27 protein-coding genes and 1 other annotated feature are annotated in these 26,853 nt (G+C 39.1%); of the genes, 10 read left to right on the top strand and 17 right to left on the bottom strand.

Annotated features, from left to right (window positions below):
* Nucleotides 1-83 precede the first annotated feature (83 nt).
* A complete protein-coding gene (locus MKZ26_RS15900; RefSeq protein WP_340766752.1) occupies nucleotides 84-1,214 on the bottom strand; it encodes a 2-keto-3-deoxygluconate permease in 1,131 nt (376 codons plus the stop codon).
* Nucleotides 1,211-2,371: a glycerate kinase family protein gene (locus MKZ26_RS15895; RefSeq protein ID WP_340766751.1), complete on the bottom strand. Its 1,161-nt coding sequence runs from the start codon at nucleotides 2,369-2,371 to the stop codon at nucleotides 1,211-1,213. The genes MKZ26_RS15900 and MKZ26_RS15895 overlap by 4 nt, the downstream gene beginning before the upstream one ends.
* A gap of 144 nt (nucleotides 2,372-2,515) precedes the next feature.
* On the opposite strand from MKZ26_RS15895, the gene MKZ26_RS15890 reads away from it, so the two are divergent.
* Entirely contained in the window at nucleotides 2,516-3,622 is a 1,107-nt protein-coding gene (locus tag MKZ26_RS15890) for a CdaR family transcriptional regulator (RefSeq protein ID WP_340766750.1), read from the top strand.
* Nucleotides 3,623-3,766: 144 nt separating this feature from the next.
* Here the strand turns inward: MKZ26_RS15890 and MKZ26_RS15885 are convergent, their stop codons facing one another.
* Nucleotides 3,767-5,038, bottom strand: a complete 1,272-nt coding sequence (locus MKZ26_RS15885; RefSeq protein WP_340766749.1) for an acetyl-CoA hydrolase/transferase family protein — start codon at nucleotides 5,036-5,038, stop codon at nucleotides 3,767-3,769.
* A 105-nt stretch (nucleotides 5,039-5,143) separates the two neighbouring features.
* On the opposite strand from MKZ26_RS15885, the gene MKZ26_RS15880 reads away from it, so the two are divergent.
* On the top strand, nucleotides 5,144-5,854 hold the full coding sequence (locus tag MKZ26_RS15880) for a hypothetical protein (RefSeq protein WP_340766748.1): 711 nt from the start codon (nucleotides 5,144-5,146) through the stop codon (nucleotides 5,852-5,854).
* 10 nt (nucleotides 5,855-5,864) lie between these two features.
* Here MKZ26_RS15880 and MKZ26_RS15875 read toward each other — a convergent pair whose 3' ends face one another.
* The gene (locus tag MKZ26_RS15875; protein WP_340766746.1) at nucleotides 5,865-6,143 is read right to left on the bottom strand and encodes a hypothetical protein; all 279 of its coding nucleotides are present in this window, start codon (nucleotides 6,141-6,143) and stop codon (nucleotides 5,865-5,867) included.
* Between the two features lie 83 nt (nucleotides 6,144-6,226).
* On the opposite strand from MKZ26_RS15875, the gene MKZ26_RS15870 reads away from it, so the two are divergent.
* Nucleotides 6,227-6,556: a CHY zinc finger protein gene (locus tag MKZ26_RS15870; protein ID WP_082786858.1), complete on the top strand. Its 330-nt coding sequence runs from the start codon at nucleotides 6,227-6,229 to the stop codon at nucleotides 6,554-6,556.
* 52 nt (nucleotides 6,557-6,608) lie between these two features.
* Here the strand turns inward: MKZ26_RS15870 and MKZ26_RS15865 are convergent, their stop codons facing one another.
* From MKZ26_RS15865 to MKZ26_RS15855, 3 genes are all read right to left on the bottom strand, one after another.
* Nucleotides 6,609-7,487, bottom strand: a complete 879-nt coding sequence (locus tag MKZ26_RS15865; protein ID WP_340766745.1) for a DUF4349 domain-containing protein — start codon at nucleotides 7,485-7,487, stop codon at nucleotides 6,609-6,611.
* 124 nt (nucleotides 7,488-7,611) lie between these two features.
* Nucleotides 7,612-8,691, bottom strand: a complete 1,080-nt coding sequence (locus tag MKZ26_RS15860) for an AI-2E family transporter (RefSeq protein WP_067213603.1) — start codon at nucleotides 8,689-8,691, stop codon at nucleotides 7,612-7,614.
* 265 nt (nucleotides 8,692-8,956) lie between these two features.
* Nucleotides 8,957-9,802, bottom strand: a complete 846-nt coding sequence (locus MKZ26_RS15855) for a VOC family protein (protein WP_340766744.1) — start codon at nucleotides 9,800-9,802, stop codon at nucleotides 8,957-8,959.
* A 111-nt stretch (nucleotides 9,803-9,913) separates the two neighbouring features.
* Here MKZ26_RS15855 and MKZ26_RS15850 point away from each other — a divergent pair, with 111 nt between their 5' ends.
* The 3 genes from MKZ26_RS15850 to pabB all read left to right on the top strand — a co-directional run bounded on the left by MKZ26_RS15850 (nucleotide 9,914) and on the right by pabB (nucleotide 12,561).
* Complete coding sequence (locus tag MKZ26_RS15850) at nucleotides 9,914-10,252, top strand: winged helix-turn-helix transcriptional regulator (RefSeq protein WP_067213605.1); 339 nt, start codon at nucleotides 9,914-9,916, stop codon at nucleotides 10,250-10,252.
* Between the two features lie 134 nt (nucleotides 10,253-10,386).
* Nucleotides 10,387-10,980 (top strand): anthranilate synthase component II, encoded by a 594-nt coding sequence (locus tag MKZ26_RS15845; RefSeq protein WP_340766743.1) that lies wholly within the window; start codon nucleotides 10,387-10,389, stop codon nucleotides 10,978-10,980.
* 27 nt (nucleotides 10,981-11,007) lie between these two features.
* A complete protein-coding gene (gene pabB, locus MKZ26_RS15840) occupies nucleotides 11,008-12,561 on the top strand; it encodes an aminodeoxychorismate synthase component I (protein ID WP_340766742.1) in 1,554 nt (517 codons plus the stop codon).
* Nucleotides 12,562-12,837: 276 nt separating this feature from the next.
* On the opposite strand, the gene MKZ26_RS15835 is transcribed toward pabB, so the two are convergent.
* A complete protein-coding gene (locus MKZ26_RS15835) occupies nucleotides 12,838-13,356 on the bottom strand; it encodes a topology modulation protein (protein ID WP_187046157.1) in 519 nt (172 codons plus the stop codon).
* Between the two features lie 604 nt (nucleotides 13,357-13,960).
* Here MKZ26_RS15835 and MKZ26_RS15830 point away from each other — a divergent pair.
* Nucleotides 13,961-15,406, top strand: a complete 1,446-nt coding sequence (locus MKZ26_RS15830; RefSeq protein WP_445683429.1) for an MFS transporter — start codon at nucleotides 13,961-13,963, stop codon at nucleotides 15,404-15,406.
* A gap of 111 nt (nucleotides 15,407-15,517) precedes the next feature.
* Here MKZ26_RS15830 and MKZ26_RS15825 read toward each other — a convergent pair whose 3' ends face one another.
* From MKZ26_RS15825 to MKZ26_RS15790, 8 genes are all read right to left on the bottom strand, one after another.
* The gene (locus MKZ26_RS15825) at nucleotides 15,518-15,850 is read right to left on the bottom strand and encodes an antibiotic biosynthesis monooxygenase (RefSeq protein WP_067213608.1); all 333 of its coding nucleotides are present in this window, start codon (nucleotides 15,848-15,850) and stop codon (nucleotides 15,518-15,520) included.
* On the bottom strand, nucleotides 15,847-16,260 hold the full coding sequence (locus tag MKZ26_RS15820) for an ankyrin repeat domain-containing protein (protein ID WP_187046159.1): 414 nt from the start codon (nucleotides 16,258-16,260) through the stop codon (nucleotides 15,847-15,849). Before MKZ26_RS15820 ends, MKZ26_RS15825 begins: the two co-directional genes overlap by 4 nt.
* Nucleotides 16,257-17,042: an ABC transporter ATP-binding protein gene (locus MKZ26_RS15815; protein ID WP_340766741.1), complete on the bottom strand. Its 786-nt coding sequence runs from the start codon at nucleotides 17,040-17,042 to the stop codon at nucleotides 16,257-16,259. The genes MKZ26_RS15820 and MKZ26_RS15815 overlap by 4 nt, the downstream gene beginning before the upstream one ends.
* Entirely contained in the window at nucleotides 17,029-18,063 is a 1,035-nt protein-coding gene (locus tag MKZ26_RS15810) for a FecCD family ABC transporter permease (RefSeq protein WP_340766740.1), read from the bottom strand. The genes MKZ26_RS15815 and MKZ26_RS15810 overlap by 14 nt, the downstream gene beginning before the upstream one ends.
* Nucleotide 18,064: 1 nt before the next feature.
* Nucleotides 18,065-19,033, bottom strand: a complete 969-nt coding sequence (locus MKZ26_RS15805) for an ABC transporter substrate-binding protein (RefSeq protein WP_340766739.1) — start codon at nucleotides 19,031-19,033, stop codon at nucleotides 18,065-18,067.
* A gap of 331 nt (nucleotides 19,034-19,364) precedes the next feature.
* Nucleotides 19,365-21,080 (bottom strand): GMC family oxidoreductase, encoded by a 1,716-nt coding sequence (locus MKZ26_RS15800; RefSeq protein ID WP_067214101.1) that lies wholly within the window; start codon nucleotides 21,078-21,080, stop codon nucleotides 19,365-19,367.
* Between the two features lie 25 nt (nucleotides 21,081-21,105).
* Nucleotides 21,106-21,864, bottom strand: coding sequence for a gluconate 2-dehydrogenase subunit 3 family protein (locus tag MKZ26_RS15795; protein WP_340766738.1), 759 nt, complete (start codon nucleotides 21,862-21,864; stop codon nucleotides 21,106-21,108).
* Between the two features lie 80 nt (nucleotides 21,865-21,944).
* On the bottom strand, nucleotides 21,945-22,193 hold the full coding sequence (locus tag MKZ26_RS15790) for a hypothetical protein (RefSeq protein ID WP_067213614.1): 249 nt from the start codon (nucleotides 22,191-22,193) through the stop codon (nucleotides 21,945-21,947).
* 386 nt (nucleotides 22,194-22,579) lie between these two features.
* On the opposite strand from MKZ26_RS15790, the gene tatC reads away from it, so the two are divergent.
* Together tatC and tatA are read left to right on the top strand one after the other, a co-directional pair.
* The gene (tatC, locus tag MKZ26_RS15785) at nucleotides 22,580-23,335 is read left to right on the top strand and encodes a twin-arginine translocase subunit TatC (RefSeq protein ID WP_340766737.1); all 756 of its coding nucleotides are present in this window, start codon (nucleotides 22,580-22,582) and stop codon (nucleotides 23,333-23,335) included.
* Between the two features lie 103 nt (nucleotides 23,336-23,438).
* On the top strand, nucleotides 23,439-23,645 hold the full coding sequence (tatA, locus tag MKZ26_RS15780; RefSeq protein ID WP_067213616.1) for a twin-arginine translocase TatA/TatE family subunit: 207 nt from the start codon (nucleotides 23,439-23,441) through the stop codon (nucleotides 23,643-23,645).
* Between the two features lie 196 nt (nucleotides 23,646-23,841).
* Here the strand turns inward: tatA and MKZ26_RS15775 are convergent, their stop codons facing one another.
* Nucleotides 23,842-24,177, bottom strand: a complete 336-nt coding sequence (locus MKZ26_RS15775; RefSeq protein WP_067214102.1) for a L,D-transpeptidase — start codon at nucleotides 24,175-24,177, stop codon at nucleotides 23,842-23,844.
* 951 nt (nucleotides 24,178-25,128) lie between these two features.
* Nucleotides 25,129-25,382, top strand: a binding site (T-box leader).
* Nucleotides 25,383-25,447: 65 nt separating this feature from the next.
* On the opposite strand from MKZ26_RS15775, the gene MKZ26_RS15770 reads away from it, so the two are divergent.
* On the top strand, nucleotides 25,448-26,686 hold the full coding sequence (locus tag MKZ26_RS15770; protein WP_340766736.1) for an MFS transporter: 1,239 nt from the start codon (nucleotides 25,448-25,450) through the stop codon (nucleotides 26,684-26,686).
* Nucleotides 26,687-26,853: the final 167 nt, after the last annotated feature.

The following is a 26,853-nucleotide window of genomic DNA, read 5'->3' as shown; positions in this document are numbered from 1 at the left end:
TAATTTGTAATTCTATTCTTACGATAACACTTCTCCCCTATAAAATGATAGCGGGAGAAGCATCTTATTGACTAATTAATCTACTAATTATTTAATGCTTCTTTGGTTTTTTTCGTTTTTTTCTTTGTCTTTATTCCAGGGTATTCCTCAGTGCCATATATCCCTCGTTTCTTTTGATATCTATCCATCAAAATAACACCAAGTGGACAGAGCAGAGAGGTTGCAATTGTTGATATAGAAATTTGTGCAGTAGCAATGGGCACAATACTCTGTATCATTTCGAAATCTGCCATACTCATCGCACCTGAACCTAATGCTACTGAGGCTGCCGCCAATACTGCGGCAGGTGTTGCTGCGGCATTTCCTGCTGTAGAAGCTTCCGCAATTGGCGCAATAAAACTTTTTTCTCCAGCTATTTTAAATGCGATGATAGCCATTCCTCCAGTGAGAACGAAAGTTAGGATAGCAATAGCTAACCCTCCCGCGAGGACAGATGGATTAAAGAAATTCGCCAAGTTCATGCCAGCACCTAGTGCAAAGGCAAAAAATGGTATCGTTAACGACTCCCCTGGCTTTAAGAATTCACGTATTTTGGGATCTAAATTCCCTAGAATCATCCCAATACCAATTGGTAATAAAACGGCAATGAATGCAATCATCGGGAGGGTAGTTCCTAAAAGCCCTAAAGATACCAGTGTTAAAAAAGGACCATCATTAATAGCAAGAATAGATAGCCCACCTACATCGGATCGATTCCCATATTGCCCAGTTAAAGCAGCATACATTCCGCTGTTACTATTTGTCATCCCAGCTATAATCGCTAAAGTAGAAAGCCCCAATACTCCAGTCCATGGATCAAAGAAGAAACCGAAAGCTATACCTACCGCCAAACCCGTAAAGTACTTCGTACTAGTTAATATAACGCCTTTTTCCAGGGCTCTACCACCTATTTTTAAATTCATCTGGCTCCCTACGCAGAATAAAAATAAAGCAATAAGTACTAATGCACTATCTTTAAATAATTCCTGCGAAAATCCGCCTATTCTCAAAAACTCATAATAACCAGCATCTGTTGGTGCTGTCCCTAAAGACTTCAAAATGTTCATTACTACAGGAATATGCAATTGATCAATCGTATTCAGTGTAGCCCCTAGTAAGAGCGGAACTACCATCATGCCCCCAGGTACTTTTTCTATAGCTTCTTTTATCCTCAAATAGATAACCTCCCTTTTTCTTTTACACTTTGATGGAAATAAGATCGAATAACTTGTTCTGCACTCGATGCTAATAATTCCTCCGCATTATCAATGGCTTCTTTTAAAGACATCGGACTATTAATAATGCTATTTATACTTACGACACCAAAGTCATGCAGTACCTCAATTCCCTCCCCAATAGATCCTGCTAAAATAACGGTTGGAACATTTCTACTTTTTGCCATCTGAGCGACTCCAAGTGGGGTTTTTCCAAATGCTGTTTGACTATCAACTTGTCCTTCTCCTGTAATTACAAGATCGGCATTTATCAATTCAGCTTCAAGTTTAATATAATCAAGAACTACATCTACTCCTCGCTTCATTTCAACTGGGAAAAATGCTTGAAAGGCTCCTCCGATGCCACCTGCTGCACCAGCTCCTGGTTGATTGTGAAGTTTGATTCCTGTTTCCTTCGCAACCACATCTGCCCAATTGGTGAGGTTACTATCCAACAGGTCAACTTCTTCAGCTGTAGCTCCTTTTTGGGGACCAAAAACATGAGAAGCCCCATTTGGACCAATGAGTGGGTTTTGAACATCGGAAGCAATAATAAATTTGCTATCTTTAATTCGTTTATCAAAAGAATCCAATTCGAGTCGATTCACTTTATTTAATTCGCCCCCCCCTTGGTCGATTTCATTTCCTAGTTCATCCAAAATTCGAAGTCCTAGTGCCTGAAGCATTCCTGCTCCTCCATCGTTTGTTGCAGATCCTCCCAAACCAATAATGAAGGATGAAAAACCGTCATTGAGAGCCTGTTGAATCAACTGTCCAGTGCCATAGGTTGTTGCTTTAAGGGGAACAAAATTATCTTCTGGTACCAGGTGCAGTCCGGATGCAGATGCCATTTCGATGACACATGTTTCACCATCTCCCAATACTCCATACGCTGCTTCTATCTGATTTCCTAAGGGTCCTATAACGGAAACAGTTAGTATTTTTCCACCAGTTGCCGCGACTAAAGTTTCCATCGTCCCTTCGCCGCCATCACCGATAGGAAGCAGTACGGTTTCAGCTTCACTAAATACTTTTTTAATCCCCCTATTTATGGCATTTGCCGCTTCAACGGCACTTAAACTTCCTTTAAATGAGTCTGGTGCTATAATAATTTTCATGAAATCCTCCTGTCGTAAGCGCTTTCAATTACTTAATCTAAATTATATGAATCTTGACTCAACTAGTCTATAGCTATACCATATGAAAGTAAGATTATATTCTATCTATTTTTTGTCTACTTCGACTAAAGGATGAGAAAACCTATGCATATGCTTACGAGGAAAATTGCAAATGAGATTGTAAAAGAGACCTCTCTACGCCTTCATCGCAACGTTAATATTATGAATACGGATGGGATAATCATTGCCACACAAGATAAATCTAGAATTGGTTCAATTCATAACGGAGCAATAGAAGTTCTTAAAAGTGGAAAAGCACTTACTATTCATGCTAATGAAAACAACAACTGGGAAGGTTCCCAGCCTGGGGTGAATCTCCCAATTGTTTTTCTTGAAAAAACTATAGGTGTTATTGGAATTACTGGGGATCCCGATGAAATGGGTAGTATTGGAGAGCTGGTTAAAATGACTACAGAACTTATGATTCGGCAGGAATTTATGGATTCACAAATGGAGTGGAAGCAGCGAACAAAAGAGACAATAATTGAACAATTGTTAAAAAGTGATGCTTCTGTTACCAGTATTGATCAAAGCCTCAGTTTGCTTGGCTTACACCTTAGGCCACCTTTTACAACGATGATTATCCAAATAACAGAGAGATCTGTGCCCAACCGCACATTAATTCAAAAAATAGAAGAAATAATTGGCTCTAAAAATGGAATTGTTAGTTTTGTAAATGTTAACCGTATATTTATCACTATTTTTGGCATTGAGGAAAAAGAAAGTGTTGTAAAAATAGAAGCCATTTACATGCTATTAAAATCACTGAATGTTATCTCTCGAATGGCTTATAGCCTACCTTTTAGTACATTAGATACATTCAGCCAATCGTATAAAGACTGTGACATTACAATGAAGATAAGCAACCCCGAGAGAGATATTGTTTCATTTGCTCAAATTGAAGCAAAGGCATTGATCTATCAAGTTGATGAACGAGTGTCCGAACGTTTTTCTCATCGCGTATTGAAAAGTTTCGATGAAAACAAAGCAAGAACATTGGAAGCTTTCTTTGTTAATGATTTAAATATCCAAAAAACGGCGAACGATTTATATGTGCATAGAAATACATTGATCTATCGTTTGAATAAAATTATAGAAGAAACGGGGTATGATCCTAGAAAGTTCAAGGATGCTTTGATCTTACAGGTGGCTCTGTGGCTGTTTCAAAAAGCGGAGAAAAATAATAGTTGATACTACAGGCATACTCACTTCTAGCCACATGGAATTAACAGCCTCGCCCTTGTGAAAAAGCTTAAAAAGGGCTGGCTGAAGTTGCGTGGTTTTAGCAAACAATATAAAAAAACAGCGCTCCCTGTAAAGGACGCTGCTTCACTATTAATAAAGTATGCCGTTTTTCTTCGCCTCAAACACTAACTCTTCTCGGAACGCCGGGTGGGCAATGTCGATAAGCGCTTTTGCACGTTCAGATAACGATTTGCCATACAGACTAGCGATGCCGTATTCCGTGACGATGTTATCGACGTCATTTTTCGACGTCGTTACGACAGAACCTGGCGACAATTGCAGTTTAATGCGCGAAATGGTGTCGTTTTTCACTGTTGAATGCATGCAGATGAACCCTTTACCATGCTTTGCAAAACGTGCTCCGCGTGCAAAATCTGCTTGTCCACCGGTTGATGAATAATAGCGTCCTCCAATTGTTTCAGAAGCACATTGTCCATAAAGGTCAACTTCCGTCGTCGCATTGATGGATACAATTCTTTCTTCTTTCGCAATCTCACGTGGATCATTCACCATACTCACAGGTAAAAATTCAACCGCAGGGTTTTCATGGAGGAAATCGTACAAACGCTGTGATCCGAATGCAAATGTCGCAACAATCTTCCCTTTATGTGTGAATTTCTGTGTCCCATCGATAGCTCCTGCTTGCACAAGGTCAACGATTCCGTCTGTCAGCATTTCAGTGTGGATACCAAGATGACGGTGGTCTTTCAACATGCTCATAACCGCATTCGGAATGGCTCCAATACCAATTTGGAGTGAATCCCCATTTTCAATAACATTCGTTACAAATTCAGCAATTTTAAGATCTTTCTCACCAATTAATGGAGAGCTTTCTTCTGATAAAGTCGCATCATTTTCAATGTATCCCGCAACTTGGCTAATATGAATTTGGTTTTCACCGTATGTACGTGGCATATGCTTATTCACTTCCAAGACAAACGGAACATGACCAATGAATTCGGAAATATAGTCTGCCTGTGTGCCCAATGAAAAATAACCGTGTTCATCCATTGGAGAAGCAACTGTGATTATCATCGACATGTTCGTAACTTTTTTCAACATGCGCGGGACTTCATGGAAAACGTTGGGAACTAATGCTATTTTGCCCTCTTGATAAGCCTTCCGTGTTGCACCACTTAAAAAGTAGGAGACATGTGAAAGATGACCTTTCATTTTACCTATTATATAATCCCGCTCCCGAAGAGCCAGCATTTGATGAATCTTAACGTTCTGTAATTCCGAATGGTTCTCTTCCAATATATCAAGTAGACGATGAGGTTCCCCATTGGCAATCGGGATAATAATATCAGCCTCTACGTCAATCAAATCAATAAACTGTTCTGCACTCAATCGTTTTTCCACGTCGTTTTTTCACTCCTATAAAAGTCCGCCTATTCAATTAGTATACAGCAGACTGAGCGCTTGCTCAACTTGATGATTGACTAGTAAGAACGCTATAATCGATCTATGACAAACTTAACCACGGACCAGCTCAGACAACTGAATATGTACAGCATTTATGTAGATTCGCCCGAACGGAATTTATTCACATTGAAAATGCTACTCGATAGTCAAAAAACGGAAGATATACTAAATGTCGTCCAAGCAGTGAGCGGAAGCCCCAACCGAACTGTAGCAGCATCGTATTTCATGCGCCGTTTCGGTATGTTTACCGCGATGCAATTTTATAACCTGGCGGCATACGATGAAGTATGGGATGGAAACAATGAACAACTTCATTTTGGTGCAAAAGAAGAATACGGAAAACTGGCTGTTAGTACGTTTGCATCCGCGAAGGATTGGCGATATGTAGAAGACGCGGAACGGCGAGATGTCATTAAGCGGATTCTGCAGGATGAATGCGGAGCTGTCATCCGACAAATCCGCACCGTCACATCTATTTCTCCATTGACGTTATGGGAAAATATCTTTGGTTTTCTCCTTTGGCAGTACCATGTTCTTTTGGAAAATCCAGGTACCTCCGTAGAAGCACGCGCGGACCTCAACATATTGAAAGACGACACGCTGTGGGAAGGAATCGCACCTCGTTCTTTATTTGCCACCTACTTAAAAGGATGCGAGCCGTCCGCACTTTTGAATACAGAAGTCCGTACCACATGTTGTTTCTCAAAAGATGTACCCGGTCTCATGCAGTGTGGATTTTGTCCATTGAAATAACATGATTCAGTTACTTTTTGCGATAGCTATTGTACCAGACCTTCATCGAATATATAGTTCCACTGACCGCTCCACCATAGAAAAAACCCATGAAGATACCCGCGGGTAAGTTACCTGGATGACTGATGAAAATAGACAAGATAAGTCCAATAATTGTTGCCGCGGTTGAAAACCAACTTTCAGGGAGTTTAAATAAAAGTTTCAACAGGAATATTCCTAGAAGAATAGCGGGTATTGCCCAAAAAGCATCCCAGACGTTTGTATGGATAATCGGGAACTCATTCCACATAAAATCAATCCTTTTTCACATTAGCCTTCCCACAACACTTATAATTCAATACACTTTTTGAAGATGAAGGGCAGGAATTGAACATGCAAATCAAAGGCCATACAGTTCGAGGAAAAGTTCTTGATGAAGAAACTCGGTGTGCACATTATCATTCCGAAATCGACCGGATTGCGATAAAGTTTTATTGTTGTGGCACCTACTATCCCTGCTATGAATGTCATGAAGAAGACGGTTGTGGCAATCCTGACGTTTGGCCCACTGAGATGTTTGGTGAAAAAGCAGTTCTTTGTGGAGCATGTGGTTATGAACTAACTGTTTCGGAGTATTTGACCTGTGGATCGAAGTGCCTTACTTGTTCAGCACTGTTTAATCCCGGATGTAGTTTACATAAAAATCTTTATTTCCAAACTTAAAACAGGAAAAAAGCAGCATTTGCAACATGCTGCTTTTGTTATATTTGATAACCTATTTAGGCTTTTTCATTCTATTAACGCCAAAATAAATCCCTATACCTACGAGTAGTAGAAGTAGAAGTACTGGTAAGTTTCCGATGAAAAAGACAATCAGGCCCGAACCCGTCGCAAAGATAAAATTTGTACTTGTAGCAAGTTGTTTTTTAGTTTTATCCCACGTGTCTAAATTTTTACCGTCTAGTCCTGGAACAATAACACTATTTTCATACATTGTTATTTCAATAGTAGAAAATGACGTCTGATTTTCTAGATACTTCATCTTTCCTACAATTAATTCGATATCCTCTTGGACTTTGGATAAATCAGACGATATTTTCAATAAATCCTCTGTTTTTTCTGCCTTCCCCATAAACTCGAGTAGCCTTTCCTCTACTGTTCGTTTTGATTTCACCCTGGACTCTAGATCAATATATTGTTCGGTTACATCTTCCCCCGTCACATTACGATTCAAAACTTCAGCCGCTTCCCCTTCGGCATCCGTTAAAAACTTTTGAAAGTGCTGCTCTGGGATTCGAACAGTGAGCCGAGCACTTATACTTTCCTCGCTTTCCCGATGCACATTCGATTCAACGATATAACCTCCATAGTCACTCACCTTTTTCTCTATTATAAGCTGAGTATTTTCAAGTTTTTTCACATTGAGCTGTAATTCCGCCCTGTGGATGATTTTCCTATTCGTTGGGATCACTTTAGATTGTTCGTTGGCTAACTCTTCTGTTTCAGCTCTATTCTCTTGCTCTGTAGTTGCCATATCTTGCGATGTTGATGAGCTCTCCATCTGAATGTCTTTCTTTGATTCGCTTGAACTGCAGGACGCCATAAATACAAGTAAGCCTGATAATAGTAGAGCCAAAACCACATTTCGCTTCATAGAATCCCCCTATCTATTTAATCAATCAGACGGAGTAATCCAAAAAAAGGTTACATCTTCCAATTAAACGGTATGAAAAAACGCTAGATTTTATCTAGCGTTTTTTTAGTCTTCTATTTCTTTTTTAAACAGTCTTCGTCGCAGCGCTTTTGATTTCCTTCCGCCTTGCATAAATATTCTTAACGATCGCTTTACCAACTGCATACGCCGGAACAGCAACGATGATACCGAGAAAACCTGCAATATTACCTGCTGCCAATATAACAGTAATGACTGTAAGTGGATGAATATCCAGTGATTTCCCCATTACATTTGGTGTAATAAGATTACTTTCAACTTGCTGGGCGATCACCATTACGACTGCAGCTAAAATACCAATCTTCGGATCCTGTATAAAACCGATAATGATTGCAGGAACAGCTGAAATCCATGGGCCAATGAAAGGAATGAGGTTCATGAACAATCCAAAAATGGCTAATAACAGTGCATACTCCAGTCCAATAATCATATAACCTGCAAACAACAGAATTGCTAATAGAAAACTGATTAACAACTGCCCTTGGATATAAGAACGGAGTACAGTATCGATATCATGTAAGGTCTTTTTGATCCATTCCCGACGTTTTCCCGAAAAGAAATTGTATATGAACGGAGCAAACTTTTCATGATCTTTCAGGATGAAAATGAAGAAAAACGGGACTAATATAAGCAGGAACATTGCTTGAAAGAAGGATTGTAAAAATTGAACAACCCATTTCCCAAAATTAACCGCTATGGATTGAAGTGATTCAACCGCACTATCAATTGAATCTTCAAGTTTTGGTGGTAAATCACTTTTTTGTTGAAGTAATGTGTATGTCAAATCATTTATTTCTTGGGCGATAGTAGGCGTATTTTCGACTAATTTATTAATTTGATTCGTTACTGGAGGAGCAATAATTGCTACGAATATCCAAACGACTGCTACGAGAATCGCTATAACCGAAAGAATGCTTCCCCACCTTGGTACTTTACGTTTTTCCAGAAAACGTTGAACCGGTTCCGTAATATAATATAGAACTCCGCCAAGTAATAATGGTATGAATATTGCCTTTGCTATGATTACTAAAGGCGAAAAAATCCCTTGAATCTCTATAAAGTATTTAATAATTAGCATAGCAAGCAGTATTCCGACACCTACTTGAAACCATAACTTTTTCGTCACATATCCCACTTCCTTTTCAATTATGTATTGTTATTTTAAGTATACGTTGTTATACGCTTGGCGTCGAAGAAAGTTTCAACTTTTCCTTACGAAATGATAAACATATGGTCCTTCAAAAAAAGTCCAAGCTTTTAAACCAGTACCGCCACTTATACTTCCATACTACAATTTGGATACTATCTGTTTCACCTATACCCAAAGACCCAGAAGTGAAAAAAGACTGCCCAATTCGGACAGCCCATTTACACACTGCTGATAGAAAAAATCACCCAACTCTAAGATTAATTTGAATACCGGAAGGATCTACCGTTACAAATCCACTACCATTCAATTCCACTTTTCCATCTAATGCTTCCACTTTCGTAATCGCTTCTTTCAATGTAGCCTCATTCGGATAAATAAGCGTGTACGATTGAAGTCCAACATTTCCCACAGTTGGACGTGATACACCTTCGCCATTCCATGTATTCAAGCCAATATGATGATGATACTTCCCGTTAGACATGAATAATGCTTGCGGATAGTCCGTAACGACTTCGAAGCCGAGTGCATTGTAGAATATTTCCGATTCAGGCAAATTGGCTACATGTAAATGTACATGGCCCATAACCGTTCCGACAGGAAGACCATCCCACGTCTGCTCCCCACTTTCTGCAATAATACTTTCTCCGTCAAGCGCATCTGTACTCATTGCAACTTTTCCATTGTCCCAACTCCAAACAGCAGGATCACGATCTATATAAATTTCAATTCCGTTGCCATCCGGATCTGACAAATAGAGCGCCTCGCTCACAAGGTGATCCGCAGCCCCAATTCGTACATTCTGTTGGATGAAATGTTTAATAATTGCCCCTAAATCGGCTCTCCTCGGCAACAATAATGCAAAATGATACAATCCAGATTTATGCGCCTCTTTCGGCATAACATTTTCCGGTTGTTCAATAATCAGTAAAGGCGTCTTGCCATCTGCTGTCAGGACAACTTTAGCCGCGGCTTCTTCAAGTACTTTAAATCCAATTACCTCTTTATAAAATTGGACAGCTCTATTTATGTCCAAAACGTTGAGATGTACTTCCCCTGTATACGTATGCGGTGCTGTATGAAAATTCATTTTTATTCCCCCTTATCGATAACAGTAAGTTAATTACTTTATGTAACTAACTTTATATGTTATAATGACAGTTGTCAACACATTATGTTCGGCGAAAGGAGCTTCAATGATATGAATGAATTTGAACTTTGCCCGCGTTTCGAGAAGGCCGTATCTATTCTAAGCCAACGCTGGACCGCCCTTATTTTGTATCAATTAATGGCAGGACCACAGCGCTTTTGCACAATGACTGACAAACTTGGTGTCAGTGGAAAAACACTTTCAGAACGTTTAAAAGATCTTGATCAGCAAGGCTTTGTCATCCGCCACGTTTACCCTGAAACACCAGTGCGAATTGAGTATTCATTAACTGAAAAAGGAATGTCTCTTACGCCTATTATGAAAGAAATTGAGAATTGGTCACAGAAGTGGATTGAGCGTGAAGCAGTTTCTCCTAATGAAAAAGCATAAGAATTCACATGTTTTTCACACTCATCCGACTATCGTATTCCTAAACCCCTCGATTATAGAAAGAGTAGTTTCAACTAATTGAAAATGTATACTCTATAAATAGATGTTCTATTGTACTAGAAGGAGTGGGAGTTATGAGGACGCTGCTAATCGACAACTACGATTCATATACATTCAATCTTTATCAACTCATTGCCTCTATAAACGAAGAACTACCCATAGTAGTTCGGAATGATCAATATTCATGGAACGAATTACAATCCATTTCGTTTGATAATGTGATTATTTCTCCAGGACCAGGAACACCAACGAAAGAAAAAGATTTTGGTGTTTGTCGAGATGTTTTACGCCTATCAGAAGTGCCAATTTTAGGGGTCTGCTTAGGTCATCAGGGATTCGCCCATACTTTTGGCGCAAAAGTTGTGAAAGCACCTATGCCAATGCATGGAAGAATAAGTAAAGTCTTTCATAACGATTCTGAGTTATTTAAGGGAGTACCCCAAGAATTCAAAGTAGTTCGCTATCATTCACTTATTGTCGAGGATGATTTACCTACTTGTTTACAAAAAACAGCATGGACTGCTGATGGAATTATAATGGGCTTGCAGCATACTGAAAAACCAATATGCGGTGTGCAGTTCCACCCTGAATCCATTTGCACTGAGTTCGGACATCAAATACTAGAAAATTTTTCGTTAATGAATAAAAAAACTACTATTTATGGATAAATCAGTATTTCCAAGGAGATGTTCTTGTTGACAAATATCCCAGAGATTTCGATAGTCCCACGGGGCATGTCTCGTGAAATGTCTACTGCATTACCCACTGTAAAGGTTTTGAGTAGAAAACTATTAAATTTTGTAGAACCAGAAGAAGTTTTTCAGCATTTTTTTGCTGAAGAAGCATATGCTTTTTGGCTTGATAGTAGTCGTGTCGAATCTGACCTATCTCGTTTTTCTTTTATGGGAGCAACTAATGGGCCATTAAGTAAAGTGATTAAGTACGACTCAAAAACACAGCTTGTTCAAATTAGTGACGCACAGGGACAAACTGAGCTTACAGAAGATATTTTCAACTATATTGATTCTGAGATCCATAAAATGCAACAACATTCTAATGAATTACCGTTTGATTTTAATGGCGGATTTGTAGGTTATTTTGGATATGAATTGAAAGCTGAATGCGGCGCCAATGAACACCATGTATCCTCAAATCCTGATGCCTTGTTTATTCTAGCCGACCGATTAATTGCCTTTGACCACAATGAGCGCTGCATATATTTAGTTAGTATTGTTCCATATAATGCCCCTACATCCGCTTCTGAATGGTTTGACGCTACGGAACAGCAACTACAAAACGTTCCATCTATAGCACCCGTGGAAGTAACAATCAATGATACCCGCACACCACTTAACTTTGAATTAAGTCAATCGTACGCTCAGTATGTAAAAAAGATAGAAGAATGTAAAAAGTATATTACTGAAGGTGAAACTTATGAGGTTTGCTTAACGAATAGAATTAATATTAATGAACATTTCAATCCATTAGTTACATATCGTATTCTTAGAAATATTAATCCAGCTCCATACTCGTCCTTTCTTAAGTTCGGGGAATTGAGTGTTCTATGTTCTTCTCCTGAACGTTTCCTAAAAATTGATCAAGATCGAGTGGTCGAAGCTAAACCAATTAAAGGGACGATTGCTCGTGGGAAAAATATCGAGGACGATCTCAGATTGGCTGAAATATTGCGTACTAGTGAAAAGGATAGAGCAGAAAACTTGATGATTGTTGATCTTCTTCGAAATGACTTGGGTTTAGTTTGTGATATTGGAAGTGTTCACGTACCGAAATTGATGGCTATTGAATCTTATCAAACAGTGCATCAACTCGTTTCAACAATTAAAGGGACGTTAAGAGCGGAATTAACAGCAATTGATTGTATACGATCAGCATTTCCTGGAGGATCGATGACCGGAGCTCCCAAAATACGAACCATGGATTATATTGATAAATTAGAGACGAATGCTCGTGGCATTTACTCGGGAGCAATTGGATTTTTGAGCTTAAATGGTACTACAGATTTAAATATTGTCATTCGAACGATTATAATGACTCCCGAACAGGCTACTGTAGGTGTGGGTGGAGCAATCACAATTTTATCTGATCCTGAACGAGAATTTGAAGAAACTCTTTTGAAAGGTCGCGCTTTAGTCAAAGCACTTACGATTTCTCAGTTTGGAAAATTCGATAAAAAATTATATACATTTAATGATCCCCATATGGATAGTTTGTTTAATAAGCTATTATAGTGAAACAGTTCGTATACAAATTCCCAAAGTTTCTAACCTTAATCAATTTCATAACTCTGAGCTGTTTATAACACGAGGGTTTTTGAACGTTAAGAAAAGCGCAGGCGCCCTCTAAGATGCGACAGACATAAGACGGGACAGTGGAGCGACGTTCCTTTGCCCCAGAAGGATACAGTTCATTCTTTCCTAGCTAGATCGACTTTTGACTCCGAGCACCTGACGCCCGGAGCTAGACATTGTTCCGGGTCGAAAACTTATACTTTCTTATTTGTTGTTTCACTTTTTTATATACGTTTTTAAAAACCCTTCAATCTGCGCAGGTGTTTTCAAATAATGTACGTTCTTCCCTTCACCTGCATAGCGTTGTATTCGCTCTAGCATTTTCCTTTTTCGTGCCCCATATGTTGTGAGGATGAATTTCAGAAACGCCTTATCAATCTTCTCTTTACAACCTTCACCAATATCATTCCTCGTTTTCCCATGGAATTGTACTCTTCGCTTTAATACACGGTACAAACAGACACGGAGAGGGAGCTCCAAATAAATAACGGTATCTGCATATGGCTCTCGTATATCGAATGTCCCTGAATAATTCCCCTCAACTATCCATTGCTCATTTTGGACAACTTGTTGTTGAGCTAATGAAAACTCTTCAGGCGGGGCTTCCACCCAATTTGGTTTCCAATACAAACAATCTAAATGTGTTACTTCGATTCCGGTCAATTCGCCTAATCGACGTGCAAATGTTGATTTTCCAGCACCCGCTGACACCCCGATGACCATAATTTTATTCATTCCGTAACTCCTCCTCATTGTCTGGGACTTGGTGAATTCCCTCCTACATATAAACTACCATCTCCATGACCAAATAACCCAAAATATGTATTTAAACCTCTCGAAATCATTATACAGTATATATAGCTGAACTATTCCAAATTTATACCGATCCGAAAAAGACGAACGATTGGTATTGAATTTTACCTAATGATAGGATATATTCTAACTAACGCAATAAAATCATATAAAATATAATGAAATATTTATTTTTATTCGCAAAAACCGAACAATGAACTTGATTCACTTTGGTTATCATAACGATTTAATAATACTATTATTAAATTGTGTCCATATTTCGAATCATTATATCCATTCCCATATTTCAAGATTTTCGACATCATTAGGGATTATCTTTGTTTTACTTATGGTAAACGACTACTCAAGTGGTTGAAATATTGATACTACCTACTAGTCACGCAATTGGCAATCATTTTAAAATAGAAAAATCACGGTTTTCTTCTTCACCCCATCGCTCTACTATGCTAAAGTAGTAAAACACTAAATTTTGATAGACGAGATAAAACTCTCACGAAAGCTGCTTTCTATTTTGAGGAGGAAGATCATGACCACAAGCTATCAAGGTACGAATAAAATGATTACAGGAATCGTGTTTGGTGTCATAACGTTTTGGCTTTTCGCGCAATCCATGGTCAATGTTGTTCCCGCAATCCAATCGGATCTAGGAATTTCACTGGGTGTACTTAATATTGCAATCAGTTTGACCGCTTTATTCTCAGGTATTTTCGTCGTGGCAGCAGGCGGGCTTGCTGATAAATTTGGTCGCAAGAAAATGACCTATTTTGGGCTCATATTAAGTATCATTGGCTCACTTTGCCTCGTATTTACGAATGGTGCCGCGCTGTTAATTATCGGACGGATCATCCAAGGATTATCGGCTGCTTGTATTATGCCAGCAACGATTGCCTTGATGAGAACGTACTATGAAGGTGCTGAAAGGCAACGTGCACTTAGTTATTGGTCCATCGGGTCTTGGGGTGGTTCGGGTGTTTGTTCATTTGCAGGAGGAGCTATCGCAACTTCTATGGGTTGGAGATGGATCTTTGTTTTCTCAATTATTTTTGCCATCTTGGCTATGATTTTGATCAAAGATACCCCCGAAAGCAAAGTTGAACAGCAAGGCTCTTCCCGTTTCGACTTTACCGGCTTAGTTGCATTTGTTTTAACGATGATTGCATTAAACGTGGTTATTACGCGCGGTGCAGATTTCGGATGGACAAGCCCGCTCACATTAAGTTTAATTGTCGCTACGCTAGTTGGAATGCTATTCTTCATCAAAATAGAAATAGGTAAATTACATGCTTTGATTGATTTTAAATTATTTAAAAACAAACCGTATACGGGTGCTACCATCTCCAACTTCTTATTAAACGCGGTTGCTGGTACGCTCGTTGTAGCAAATACATATGTGCAAGTCGGAAGAGGCTTCACGGCGTTTCAATCAGGTATGCTATCAATTGGCTATTTAGTGGCAGTCCTTGTCATGATCCGTGTCGGTGAAAAAGTACTGCAACGAACCGGTGCTAGATTACCAATGATGGCAGGCTCTATCCTGGCGGCAATTGGCATCGGGTTAATGGCTTTGACATTTTTACCGGACACAGCTTATATCATCGTTGTCTTTTTCGGATTTATCCTGTTCGGTGTAGGACTTGGGCTGTATGCAACACCGTCCACTGACACAGCTGTATCAAGTGCCCCTGAAGATAAAGTCGGTTCAGCGTCAGGTATTTACAAAATGGCGAGTTCTCTCGGCAGCTCCTTTGGCGTTGCCATATCTGCCACCGTGTACGGTACAATGACGATGACGGGCAATATTGAAAAGGCAGCCTCTGCCGGAATTATTACCAACGTTATATTCGCAGTACTTGCGTTAATAGCGATCATGTTTTTGGTTCCTAAAGCGAGACAAGATGCTACAAAACAAGTAGTCAGCAGACAAAATGAAAAATTTACAAATCCCGTTAATAATAGCGGTAGAATAGGATAGTATTTATATTAATACGCATAAAACAACCTTAAATCATAATCGATTTAAGGTTGTTTTATAAATTACTGTGTTTATTTCATAATTGTCTTGGTGACCGTCATCCACTAAAATTCAAACCTCCTGCTTTGCAGGTTTGTGCTGAATTGCCACTTGAAAGGTAGTCAGTTGTGAACTTATGATTGGATTATCCGCTGATTTTTGTTCATTTTTCTTATCATGCGTTTTTTGAGATGCTCTGCTACCCAACCATTCATCAAAAAACTTTCTTTCTTCCCATGTAGTGCAGATTTTCAACTCATCATATTCCGGACTATTTTCTTTTTTCAATACTTCCATTAAAACAAATCCCTCAAATGTATGAACAGATTTTGGTGTTTGAAAACGTGCAAGAACCTCTTCTACGTTTCCTTTTTTGATACGGATTGTATTTACTGCTTTCATCATAATTCAACTTCCTCCCTCAGTGTTAAAGACTCTAGATACTGGTATACAGTCCGTGCAGGTTCTCCACCCATTTGCGCATGTCGAAGCAATGCAATACCATGCGGACCTGGAGCCGCAATGACATTAGGCTGTATAGCAACTATTGCTTTTACGATACTTAGTTCGCCAAGCATCGCTGCCGCGAAGATATCCATTCGTGCACCACGTTCGAGTAGCCATTCTGCAATTGCACGATTACCTGTATGGGCTGCTGCCCCAAGCCCACTTTCCCAATCGTCACCTCCCCAGTTCGTAATGGAATGAAGAAGCGCCGGCTCTTGCTTTACTAACCTCTTTACCTCTTCAAAATCTCCATGTGCAGCAATAATAAACGCCCTTACCAACTCATTGCTAAGTGGCCCTTTTCTCATGTAATTTCTTCCTTTCGTAACCTTATTGGTGTGAAAAATGGTTTTCCGTTGTCCTTATAGATATCTGCATCTATTTCAAAAATAGATTGAAACATCTCCCTACATAACACGCATTGCGGAATACCATCGTACTGAACCTTCCCATCCTTTAAAACGACAAGGCGGTCACTATAACGTGCTGCTTGGTTGATGTCATGCAAGACCATTACAACAGTCATGCCAAACTTTGTATTTAACTCTTCGACAAGCTCCATCACTTCTAATTGGTGTGATATATCAAGAAATGTTGTTGGTTCATCTAACAGTAAAATCTTTGGCCGCTGGGCAACAGCCAGTGCAATCCATGCCCGTTGCCTTTCTCCACCAGAAAGTGATTGTAACGTCCGGTTTTTAAATCGAGTTAACCTCGTAACCTCCATCGCCCATTGAACGATTTCATCATCTTCTTTAGTCAACTTGCCGTAAGCCCCCCGATGTGGATACCTTCCAAATTCGATGAGTTCGCCTACCGTCAAATCGAGTTGATGATCTTGCATTTGTGGTAGCATGGCAAGTTTTTTTGCGACATCTAGACTTTTCATTGAACCAATCATTTGTCCATCTAGGATTACTTCACCACTTTTCGGAGTTATAAGACGTGAAACAAGTCGGAGCAATGTCGATTTACCAGACCCATTTGGACCTATTAAGCTGACGATTTCACCTTCCTTTACGTGTAAGTCAATCGCTTGTAACTGAAAGGAAGGTGAATGTTCGAATGCGACATCTTTAGTTAGAAGCAAATGAGTCCCTCCTTCTCTGAATCATATATAAGAAAAATGGGCCGCCTAAGAATGCCAACAAAATCCCAACTGGCAACTCGATTGGATTAAAAGCACTCCGTGCAACTGTATCAGCCAATACAACGAGCAACCCTCCGCCAAGTGCGGATGCAGGCAGTAAATAGCGATAATCTCCACCAATCATAATTCTTAATATATGTGGCACAACAAGCCCAACAAAACCTATTAAACCGGCAACACTTACAGCTATTCCCGCAAGAAGTGTACTAAGAACAATCAGGAAAAAACGACTTTTTTCAACATTGTGGCCAAGCAGTTTTGCAACTTCATCACCAAGTCTTAAAATGCGAATATGCCTGATTGCAAACAAAGATAATACAAGCGCTCCAACCGCGTAATAAATAATCATTTCAAATTGAATCCACCCCACGCCCCCAATGCCACCGGCTAGCCATGGAAGAACTGATTGCACACGGTCGCTATATAACAGCATGAGTGCACTCATGAACGCACCAATTACGGCATTAATGGCTACACCGACTAATATAATACGTACGGGTGAAGTGCCGCCTTTCCAAGAGAACGCATAAATAATGAGCGCAGTGATGAGAGCCCCTATAAAAGCTGCTAAAGGCAAGAATAGGATATACGCCGGGAAGATAATCATAATAGTCGTTGCGGCGAGACCAGCTCCAGACGACACCCCTATAATTCCCGGATCTGCTAGTGGATTTTTCATTACGCCTTGTAAAATAGCACCAGATACCGCGAGACACATTCCGACAATCATTCCGATTAAAACCCGTGGGAAACGTAACTCCCATATAATTCGTCTAGCCAATGAATCATCTGAGTGAAAAAGACCACTCCAAACTTCACTGAATGTAAATGAAACAGGCCCAATCATTAAACTTACCGTACACGCAACTACAAGAAGGATACTAAAAGAGATAACTACAATTGTTCGTTTTTTTGCGAGTGGATGAACATTTTTAGATACTTGAACTTCTACCGCTTCCATTTTATTTAACCGCCGCTAGATTTTCCTTCATCACCTCAAGTGCTTCTACTACTTTTGTACCTGGGTTTGAACCAAATAAATGTGAAGGTAAAATAAATACATTGCCATTTTTTACTGCATCAAGATTTTTCCAAGCTGCATTCTTTTCCATTTCACTTTCAAAAGCCGCTTTTACCCCTTCTGGATCGCCATGTGTAATCAGCATCACAACTTTTGGATTTCTTTCGATAATCTTTTCAACACTTAAACTCGCATACTGCGGATAATTCTCTTCTTGTGGAAAATCGGATGCAATATTTTCTCCACCCGCTTTTTCCAATAAATCACCTGTAAGAGAGTTTGGAAGAGCCGCTAGATACGTACCTGGTGCACCATATACCAATAGTGTTTTCACTGGATCAGAATTGGTTTTTCCGCTATTTTCTACTTCTTCCGTAATCGTTTTATTCATACTTTCAGCTTCTGTTTCTTTTTGAAATAGTTGTCCATATAGACGAATCGTTTCTTGAATATCAGCGATTGAATTTGCTTTAGTGTAAATAACCTTCGTTCCTTGTCGTTCTATATTCTCAGCATGTTGCTTGAAACTCATTGCTGCGGCTAAAACAGTTGGATGAACTTCCGCTAATTTCTCAAAGTTTGGCTGATGTGGATTACCGATTTCCGTAATACTTTCTACTTCTTTTGAAACAGGTCCACTTGCCGTTGGACGGCCAGTCACATTAGCACCTAATGCTAGTAAAATATCTAAGTCTCCTGAATTTAAAACTGCAATAGATTCTGGAGCACTTTCAAACGTTATATTTTCACCCGATGCATCTGTCACTTCAATAGCTGACGTGACCTCTTCTTTTTTCTCCTTATCTTTTGGATCCTCTTCTTTCACTGCTGCTTTACCATTCTCCGTACCACATGCTGCTAAAACGAGTAACAACAGTACAGATAATAAAAGTAATGATACCTTCTTCATTTTCCACACTCCCAATTAATAATGATAATCATTCTCAGTGGTTTCCATTCTACTGATAACAATTCTCACTGTCAATGAATTATTTGAAAATGAAAAAACCAATCTAAGAGTTTCCCCCTAAATTGGCTCATTCATCATATTGAGTTTGATGGTTCTTTTAATTTAACTTTAATATTAAATTTCCCATATTTATTTAGGTGAATTTCACGGCTTTGATTAAAGTGAATAAAAACAGCCTTAAATCGATAACCGATTTAAGGCTTCTTTATTAATTTTCGAACCAATAATAATCATCGTACTTGTTACAAACAGTTATCTTGATAACTGTCACCTATACAAGTGATCCGCCTTGTTTTAGGAACTTTTGAATTCCTTCTGCCGCTCTATATGATAGAGCGCCAAGTGTACCAGTTGGATTGAAAGAACTGTTATGAGGGAATGCAGAAGCACCCGCCACAAAAACGTTCTCGGCATCCCACATTTGCAAGTACGAGTTAACGGCTGAAGTTTCACGGTCAGCACCCATAATTACGCCGCCTGTATTATGCGTATTTGTATCTTTGTTTACATTGAATTCACCTTGTTCATCAGCGGTATCAATGATGTCAGCCCCCATTGCTTCTGCTACTGAACGTGTCACTTTCGACATATATTTCACCAATTCGCGATCTTGTTCTGTGTAATCATATGTCATGCGAAGTAACGGCATACCGTATGCATCTTTATAATCAGGGTCAAGATCAAGGTAGTTATTTTGATGAGGCATACTCGCACCTTGTGAAGCAACCTTCAAGTAACTGTTCGCATATTTGATCGATTGTTTCTTGAATTCAGGCCCCCAAGTAGGCGTGCCGCTCGGTACAACATTGTTTGCAATTGGACGTGCACCATATTGGAACATACGGATTCCAGCACCATGAATAAAGTTCTCGTTCGAATGGTCAAAGTTATCGCCAACGAATTCAGGAATCTCCATGCCTAATGCCCCTGCACCTGCATACAGATTGAATTCTTTATCTTCAAAGAATGCCATTGAAGAACCAGTACTTACTTGATAGCAATAGTTTTTCCCGATTGAACCTTTTCCAGTTTTCGGATTATAAGGTTGTCCGAGACCAGAATTGAGCAAAAGTCGTGCATTGTTAAATACATAACTTGCAACAACTACAACATCTGCCGGTTGTTCAAACTCTTCCCCAGTAATCGTATCCACGTAAACAACGCCTGTTGCTTTTTTTCCATCTTTTAAAATACGTACTACATTTGAGTGTGTGCGTAGGTCAAGTTTTCCTGTCTCTCTTGCAACTGGAATAACCGTTACGGCTGGATCCGCTTTCGCACCATACTCACAACCGAAGTTCTCACAATAAGCACAATATTGACAGGCCGCACGTGAAATACCATCTGGATTTTCGTAGAACTCCGACAAATTCCCAGAAGGAACCATATAAGGTGTATAGCCTAACTTTTTCGTTGCCTCCTCGAAGACTTTTAAAACAGGAGTTTTCAACATTGGACCTGTCGGATATGGATTCGAACGTTTTCCGTAAGCTTCCACTGTTTCGCCGGAAATACCCGCCATTTTTTCAAATGTATCGTAATAAGGCTCTATTTCGTCATATGTTATACCCCAGTCTTGGATGGGCATATCCGATTTAATTTTCCCTTTACCGTACCTTTTCTCTGTTAAAGTTTTGATTTCAAAGTCATATGGAAGGAAACGATACGTTTGACCATTCCAGTGACTTCCCGCTCCACCAACTCCATCACCAACGATGAATGATCCATAATAACGCATTGGAAGTGCACGCATCTCAAGATTATTACGATGTGTAATCGTTTCTTTCGATAAGTCTTGCATTAGCTCCGTCCGATGTTGATAACGCAGTTCATCATGCCCCATTAAGTAATCGGCAGTTGATCGATCTTTTCCACGTTCTAGTCCCACGACTTGAATTCCTGCTTTTGTTAGTTCGGCTGCAATAATACCGCCAGCCCAGCCCATACCTACGATAACGACAGGTACTTTAGGTAATTTTGTACTCATTGTTGTCATTCATTCCTTCCTATAATCAATGTCCCATGTGGCTGTTTAAGCCTTGCGGTTCTAGTACGACGAAGTTTTCACTTTGAATTTCTTGGAGGTAAGTCATCCGTGAGCCAGGATATTTCCTCATTTTCCAACCAAGCATCTCTTTGTTACCGCCATATAATGGATCGGCATACACACCTTCCATCGTTAATGAACGTAATAAGTTAAAGAACTCAGTGGAAGAAACACCTTTATAAACAGTCGTTTTCCCTTCACTAAAATCGGTTAATACAGCATCTTGTTCCGCTATTTCCAATTCAGTAAATTTCTTTTCAAATTGTTTAACACTGTAGGTATTCAATGCTAGTAAACCTGCCGGGAACAAGTCTTTACGAAGCATTTTTGTTTGTCCGCCTTGTGTTGGTTCCGGTGTATGGAATGCCCCTAAGCGATAATCCTTCACGTTTAATCCCCATGGGCTCGCAAGTTGATGGTCAATATAGATGGCAGCATTTAATTCTTTTGCTCCTGGACCATTTTCATCTTCTGGGAAAATTCGTTCGCTTGCTGCTTGTGTTAATTGATATTGTTCGGTTGTAAAGAATATTAATGCAATGTTCGGATTTGCAGTAGGAGTATGTGCTTGTTTTACCGGTGCAGGTGTTTTAGGATCGTTCCCTAACAAACTCCCCAGTGCGCCACCCAGTACTACACCGCCTACCGTCAATCCTGAATTTTTTAAAAACGTACGCCTTGAAGAACGTTTATCTACAAATGAATTCTTCTCTTGCTTCGACATGATAAAACCTCCAAATTCTAACTGTATTAATATACTCTAATTATTTATCTAGCTAAGTATCAGACAATAACAAAAACATTCTAGTTGTAAAGGCTAGAAAGAGCAGAATAGATAATTGCGCACATCAACAGGGATGTTATGAAAATTGCATACTTTTTTTCTGTCCATGAAACTATAATAATAGATAAGCCAATTGCGGCACCGATGAATGTATACCAAGGATAACCATCATTAAAAACGATAAGAAACGTAGCCAATCCACCGATTAACAAGATTGGTAAAAATACCTGGCTGATGATTTTAAACTCTTCAATGTAATACTGAGACACCTTCATTCTCCTTTCTTTCGATTCCGTGAATAAACGTCCTATTATTTAGTAAATCGATTTAGTAACGGATTGTATGTTGTGGTCCAAATCAACGCGTTCTTAATTCTACTACTTTTTTTTCCTTATTGATATGGATTAGAAATATCTTTCCCTTCATCCGAGAAAGTTATTATTTTCCGAATTTACTCTTCTTAATTATTGAGCGTCCTATTATTTACAATTCATTTTTGATGTGTATAATGTGTAGGGTAGTTAGATTACCTTTCTTAATTCTACTACATTTTTTCAATTTAGTATGAATTAAAGCTATTATTTTTGGTAAACAAGAAAGTTTATATTTTCTGAATTTACTTTTTAGCATTATAAGATGGTGGGTGGTAAGAAGCATGAAACTAGAACAAGAATATACTTTTGTCGAACATCTAACGGAGCTCAGAAAACGGCTAATTATTGTAGCCGTGACTTTTATAATATCGCTGGCAATAGGTTTCGGTATTGCACCTAAAATATTAACGTTCATCAAAATGCAACCTACAGCCCGTCATGTCGAATGGAACGTATTCGGCTATACGGATGGGCTTATGATTTATGTAAAATGTGCTTTACTGTTGGCTATTCTGATTACATTACCCATTGCATTGTACCAGACGTGGTTATTTGTAAAACCGGGAATGTCCAGAGACGAATCAAAAGGAACAGTCATGTTTATTCCGGCCTCTTTTTTATTGTTTTTGGCGGGGGTCAGTTTTAGTTATTTTCTCCTCTTCCCTTTAATGTTGAACTTTATGTCAAATATCAATGAATCGATTGGTGCAGTTGAAACATATGGGATGAAGCAATACTTTACGTTCATGTTTAACTTAATCATTCCAATAGGTATTGTGTTCGAATTGCCGGTCGTCATCCTGTTTTTAACGAAGTTAGGTATTGTAACACCAGAAAAGTTGAGAAAAATGAGAAAGATCGCTTACTTCATGCTTGTAGTAGTCGGAGTTTCAATAACACCACCTGATTTCATTTCCGACTTTCTGATCATTATTCCTTTATTACTACTATTTGAGATCAGCATTCTGGTATCAAGCTGGTCACTGAAAAAAAAGCGTGCAAATGAAGTAAGACGAGAGAAGATGTTGAAGGATTAAGATCGAAGCATTCTTGTAATCAGGAATGTTATACTGATTCAAGTAGCTGTAAGCATGTACAATTCCCAAATAAATGTACATGAATTCAAAGGAGGAACAAATCATGCCATCAAGTATCGGTGTACCCGGTTTAATTATAATTCTAGTGATTGCTTTAATCATATTCGGACCATCCAAGTTGCCTCAATTAGGCAAAGCTGTTGGACAAACACTGAAAGAATTTAAGAATTCAACGAAAGACATCATGGACGATGTCACAGATGAGTTTAAATCAGACGATAAAGAATCAACAGAGAAAAAGAAAATTTAATAGGTAACTCAAAAAAGCCTGCATTAAATACAACTCTCAATTTAGAATTGTATTTGATGCTGGCTTTTTTTATTAAAATATAATACGATTCAATGTAATCTCGATACTCCGATATTAATCTGGCCAGTAATATTAGCAGTCTACTCACTTTCCCACCAATCATATGAAACATACAAATTACAAGGTAGTAAGTGTTTCATTTATGAATAGTAACAGTGGTTCCAATCGAGACCATAGACGCTAATTCTAGAACATCTTCATTATGCATTCGGATACATCCATGTGACACGCTTTTCCCAATAGATGAAGGATTATTTGTGCCATGTATCCCATAATGAGGTTTTGATAACCCCATCCAAAAAGCCCCGAAAGGTCCACCAGGATTGCTTTGTTTGTTTATAATTCTGTATGTCCCCATTGGCGTCGCTGTGACCATTTTCCCTACCGCAATCGGATATATTTTCATTAAGTGATGACCATCGTAAAGTTTTAATCGGTGTTTCCTTGTGGATATATCGATCCATAGGTTGATAAGATCACCTCCATACAAAAGTGAGCGTTCATTTATTGTATGAGGATGGTTCCTAGTTAACTGGGTCCAAAATTATCTATATATGTTGAACAAATGGATACAGCGTATGCGCTTTACAATGACTTTTGGGAGGCCGACGAAAAGTCCTAATACTTGGAACGAATTGGAGTTCCCGCTAATACCGCTTCGACGCTTTGTGGATGCCTCCCGCGATAAGCCAGAAAGGAGTCCGCTTTCAGTCTTATCGCTCCGGCTACCACGAAGTCGCGCCTTCGCTGGATGGCCTATGTGAGAAAGAGCATTTCATTATTAGTGGTGAAATCTGCAACCTGGATTGCGTCTTTCTTGACTATAATTATATATGTTGAATCCGGTATATATACTGAGCGAAGGCGCCTTAACAGGGGTAGCCAACCGAACAACGAAGAGTTCGGTTTGTATAATTTCTGCGTTCTTCGCAGAAATTATACAGTTAATGCCAAGAGGTTATTCCAGATAGGTTAAAGAATACCTCATCTGGCTTATGGTGAGAGGCATACCCTAGCGCCGTAGCGGTTCAATGGAATTCTTTATTTCAATTTATATAGTGTCAAATAGGAATCACCTTACAATCTCGCCATATACATCTCAAAATCACATTTCTCTCGATAATGTATACCCTAGCGCAGGCGCGGCAAAGGGGTCGCCGAAGCCGTAAGACTGGGTGCGAAGTGCTAATCCAGGCTTACGGTGAGAGGCATCCTCAAAGCGCCAAGCGTTCTACAATCCACACCCTGAAATAAAACTCTCTCCTTATTTGAGCGCCACAGTAAATTCAATGAGATTCTTTAATTCAACATATATAGCCCGTATTATCAGTCCTAAATAACAAAATTTCTCCTTATTTTATTAGCAGACAAGATGGAATGTTCTATTTACAATTCATCCTAAGAGTGCTATTATCTATAAAAATCAAATGCGTTGAAGAGAAGAGTAGCTAACGTTCATTCTTTGCAGAAAGCTCCGGTTGCTGAAAAGGAGTAAGAATACGTTATCGAAACAAGTCTCTGAGCATCACTCCGGAACCAGCAATGGGGATAGAGTGACAGGAGCTCCTGTTATAGAGCCAGGGTATACGCATCTATTTGCCGTACCTGATAAGGTTACGATGGCAACATCGTAATAAACTGGGGTGGCACCACGATTGATACAATCTCGTCCTCAAGACTTAAGGTCTTGGGGGTGGGATTTTTTTATTGTCAAAAAATGAATGATAGAGGAGGAAAACCAAATGAGGCTTGGGAACGTAGTTGAATCTTGGAAATATCCTTTGATGTTGTTAGCTGGAATTGGCATTTCTAATGTGGGCGCCTGGATTTATTTAATTGCGCTTAATTTGATTATCCTTGAGAAAACAGGTTCTCCGCTTGCAGTGGCTGTCCTTTATATTCTTAAACCTCTGGCTACGTTATGCACAAATTTTTGGTCAGGTAGCGTCATAGACCGGTTAAATAAACGTAATTTAATGGTCACTCTTAACTTGGTTAGTGCGGTATTTATCGCTACCTTATCTTTTCTTTCTTCTCTTTGGTCGATCTATCTAGTCGTTTTTTTGATCAATATAGCACGCTCTATGTTTGACCCGACATCTATGACTTATATTACAAAACTAATTCCCCCTAAGGATAGAAAACGGTTTAATTCATTACGCAGTTTAATCGATTCTGGAGGCTTTCTAATTGGGCCAGCTATAGCGGGATTGTTATTTATCATTGGCACACCCATTTTTGCCATTTACATGAACGCCATTGCTTTATTATTATCAGGATTAGTCACTATGATGATGCCCAATCTCGAAAAACACATACAGTTTAATAGTACAAATGAAAAAATATCTTTTGAAGTAGTGAAGCAAGATTGGACTGTTGTGTTGAATTTTAGTCGTCGCTACGCCTATATCATGTTCATTTACTTTCTTTTTGGCTGTGTAATGGTCATGGCTACAGCCATTGACTCACTTGAAGTGGCATTTGCTAAAGAGGTCCTTTCTTTATCGGATAGTGAATATAGTTTTTTAGTCAGCATAGCGGGAGCGGGGATCGTAATAGGTGCGATGATTAATGCGATGATTACCACTAAATCATCGACTTCTTTGTTAATTGGTTTAGGCTCCCTATTCGTTTCTGTCGGCTATATTGTTTACGCTTTTTCCACTATCTTTTTCATGGCAGCTATTGGGTTTTTTATTCTTTCCTTTTCTCTCGCCTTTGCGAATACGGGCTTCCATACCTTTTACCAAAACAATATCCCCGTCGATGTGATGGGGAGAGTTGGAAGTATTTACGGATTAATTGAAGCTGTTTTAATCATACTTGCAACGACCATAGCTGGCGTGGCAGCTCAACTCATTTCTATTCAGTATGTTGTCATTGTAGGGACATTTGTGATGTTGGTGATTTCCATTACACTGTTTCTTTTTAACATCCGTCCTTCAAAGGCAAAACTATACTCGACTGCATCTGTAGATTAAATATTAGATCCTTTGGTTACAACGCCACTGGACGTTCCTATCTCATCGTTTAAGATCGATTGCATAACCTTTCATTTCTTTACAAATTATTAACACAAATTTACATGTCCTTCATGCTAGATTAACAACTTCACTTTATAGTTAAATGTGATAGTAGACTAAATAGG

It is taken from the genome of Sporosarcina sp. FSL K6-6792 (genome assembly GCF_038004885.1).
Lineage (GTDB): Bacteria > Bacillota > Bacilli > Bacillales_A > Planococcaceae > Sporosarcina > Sporosarcina psychrophila.
Note: the sequence above shows the minus strand (reverse complement) of the source record. Positions and strands in the feature narration are given on the sequence as shown.

Bases quoted from the DNA above. Each gene is read 5' to 3' on its own strand.
- MKZ26_RS15895 (WP_340766751.1), bottom strand. From the start codon at position 2,371: ATGAAAATTATTATAGCACCAGACTCATTTAAAGGAAGTTTAAGTGCC.
- MKZ26_RS15890 (WP_340766750.1), top strand. From the start codon at position 2,516: ATGCATATGCTTACGAGGAAAATTGCAAATGAGATTGTAAAAGAGACC.
- MKZ26_RS15880 (WP_340766748.1), top strand. From the start codon at position 5,144: ATGACAAACTTAACCACGGACCAGCTCAGACAACTGAATATGTACAGC.
- MKZ26_RS15875 (WP_340766746.1), bottom strand. From the start codon at position 6,143: ATGTGGAATGAGTTCCCGATTATCCATACAAACGTCTGGGATGCTTTT.
- MKZ26_RS15870 (WP_082786858.1), top strand. From the start codon at position 6,227: ATGCAAATCAAAGGCCATACAGTTCGAGGAAAAGTTCTTGATGAAGAA.
- MKZ26_RS15865 (WP_340766745.1), bottom strand. From the start codon at position 7,487: ATGAAGCGAAATGTGGTTTTGGCTCTACTATTATCAGGCTTACTTGTA.
- MKZ26_RS15855 (WP_340766744.1), bottom strand. From the start codon at position 9,802: ATGAATTTTCATACAGCACCGCATACGTATACAGGGGAAGTACATCTC.
- MKZ26_RS15850 (WP_067213605.1), top strand. From the start codon at position 9,914: ATGAATGAATTTGAACTTTGCCCGCGTTTCGAGAAGGCCGTATCTATT.
- MKZ26_RS15845 (WP_340766743.1), top strand. From the start codon at position 10,387: ATGAGGACGCTGCTAATCGACAACTACGATTCATATACATTCAATCTT.
- MKZ26_RS15835 (WP_187046157.1), bottom strand. From the start codon at position 13,356: ATGAATAAAATTATGGTCATCGGGGTGTCAGCGGGTGCTGGAAAATCA.
- MKZ26_RS15830 (WP_445683429.1), top strand. From the start codon at position 13,961: ATGACCACAAGCTATCAAGGTACGAATAAAATGATTACAGGAATCGTG.
- MKZ26_RS15825 (WP_067213608.1), bottom strand. From the start codon at position 15,850: ATGATGAAAGCAGTAAATACAATCCGTATCAAAAAAGGAAACGTAGAA.
- MKZ26_RS15820 (WP_187046159.1), bottom strand. From the start codon at position 16,260: ATGAGAAAAGGGCCACTTAGCAATGAGTTGGTAAGGGCGTTTATTATT.
- MKZ26_RS15810 (WP_340766740.1), bottom strand. From the start codon at position 18,063: ATGGAAGCGGTAGAAGTTCAAGTATCTAAAAATGTTCATCCACTCGCA.
- MKZ26_RS15805 (WP_340766739.1), bottom strand. From the start codon at position 19,033: ATGAAGAAGGTATCATTACTTTTATTATCTGTACTGTTGTTACTCGTT.
- MKZ26_RS15800 (WP_067214101.1), bottom strand. From the start codon at position 21,080: ATGAGTACAAAATTACCTAAAGTACCTGTCGTTATCGTAGGTATGGGC.
- MKZ26_RS15795 (WP_340766738.1), bottom strand. From the start codon at position 21,864: ATGTCGAAGCAAGAGAAGAATTCATTTGTAGATAAACGTTCTTCAAGG.
- tatC (WP_340766737.1), top strand. From the start codon at position 22,580: ATGAAACTAGAACAAGAATATACTTTTGTCGAACATCTAACGGAGCTC.
- tatA (WP_067213616.1), top strand. From the start codon at position 23,439: ATGCCATCAAGTATCGGTGTACCCGGTTTAATTATAATTCTAGTGATT.
- MKZ26_RS15770 (WP_340766736.1), top strand. From the start codon at position 25,448: ATGAGGCTTGGGAACGTAGTTGAATCTTGGAAATATCCTTTGATGTTG.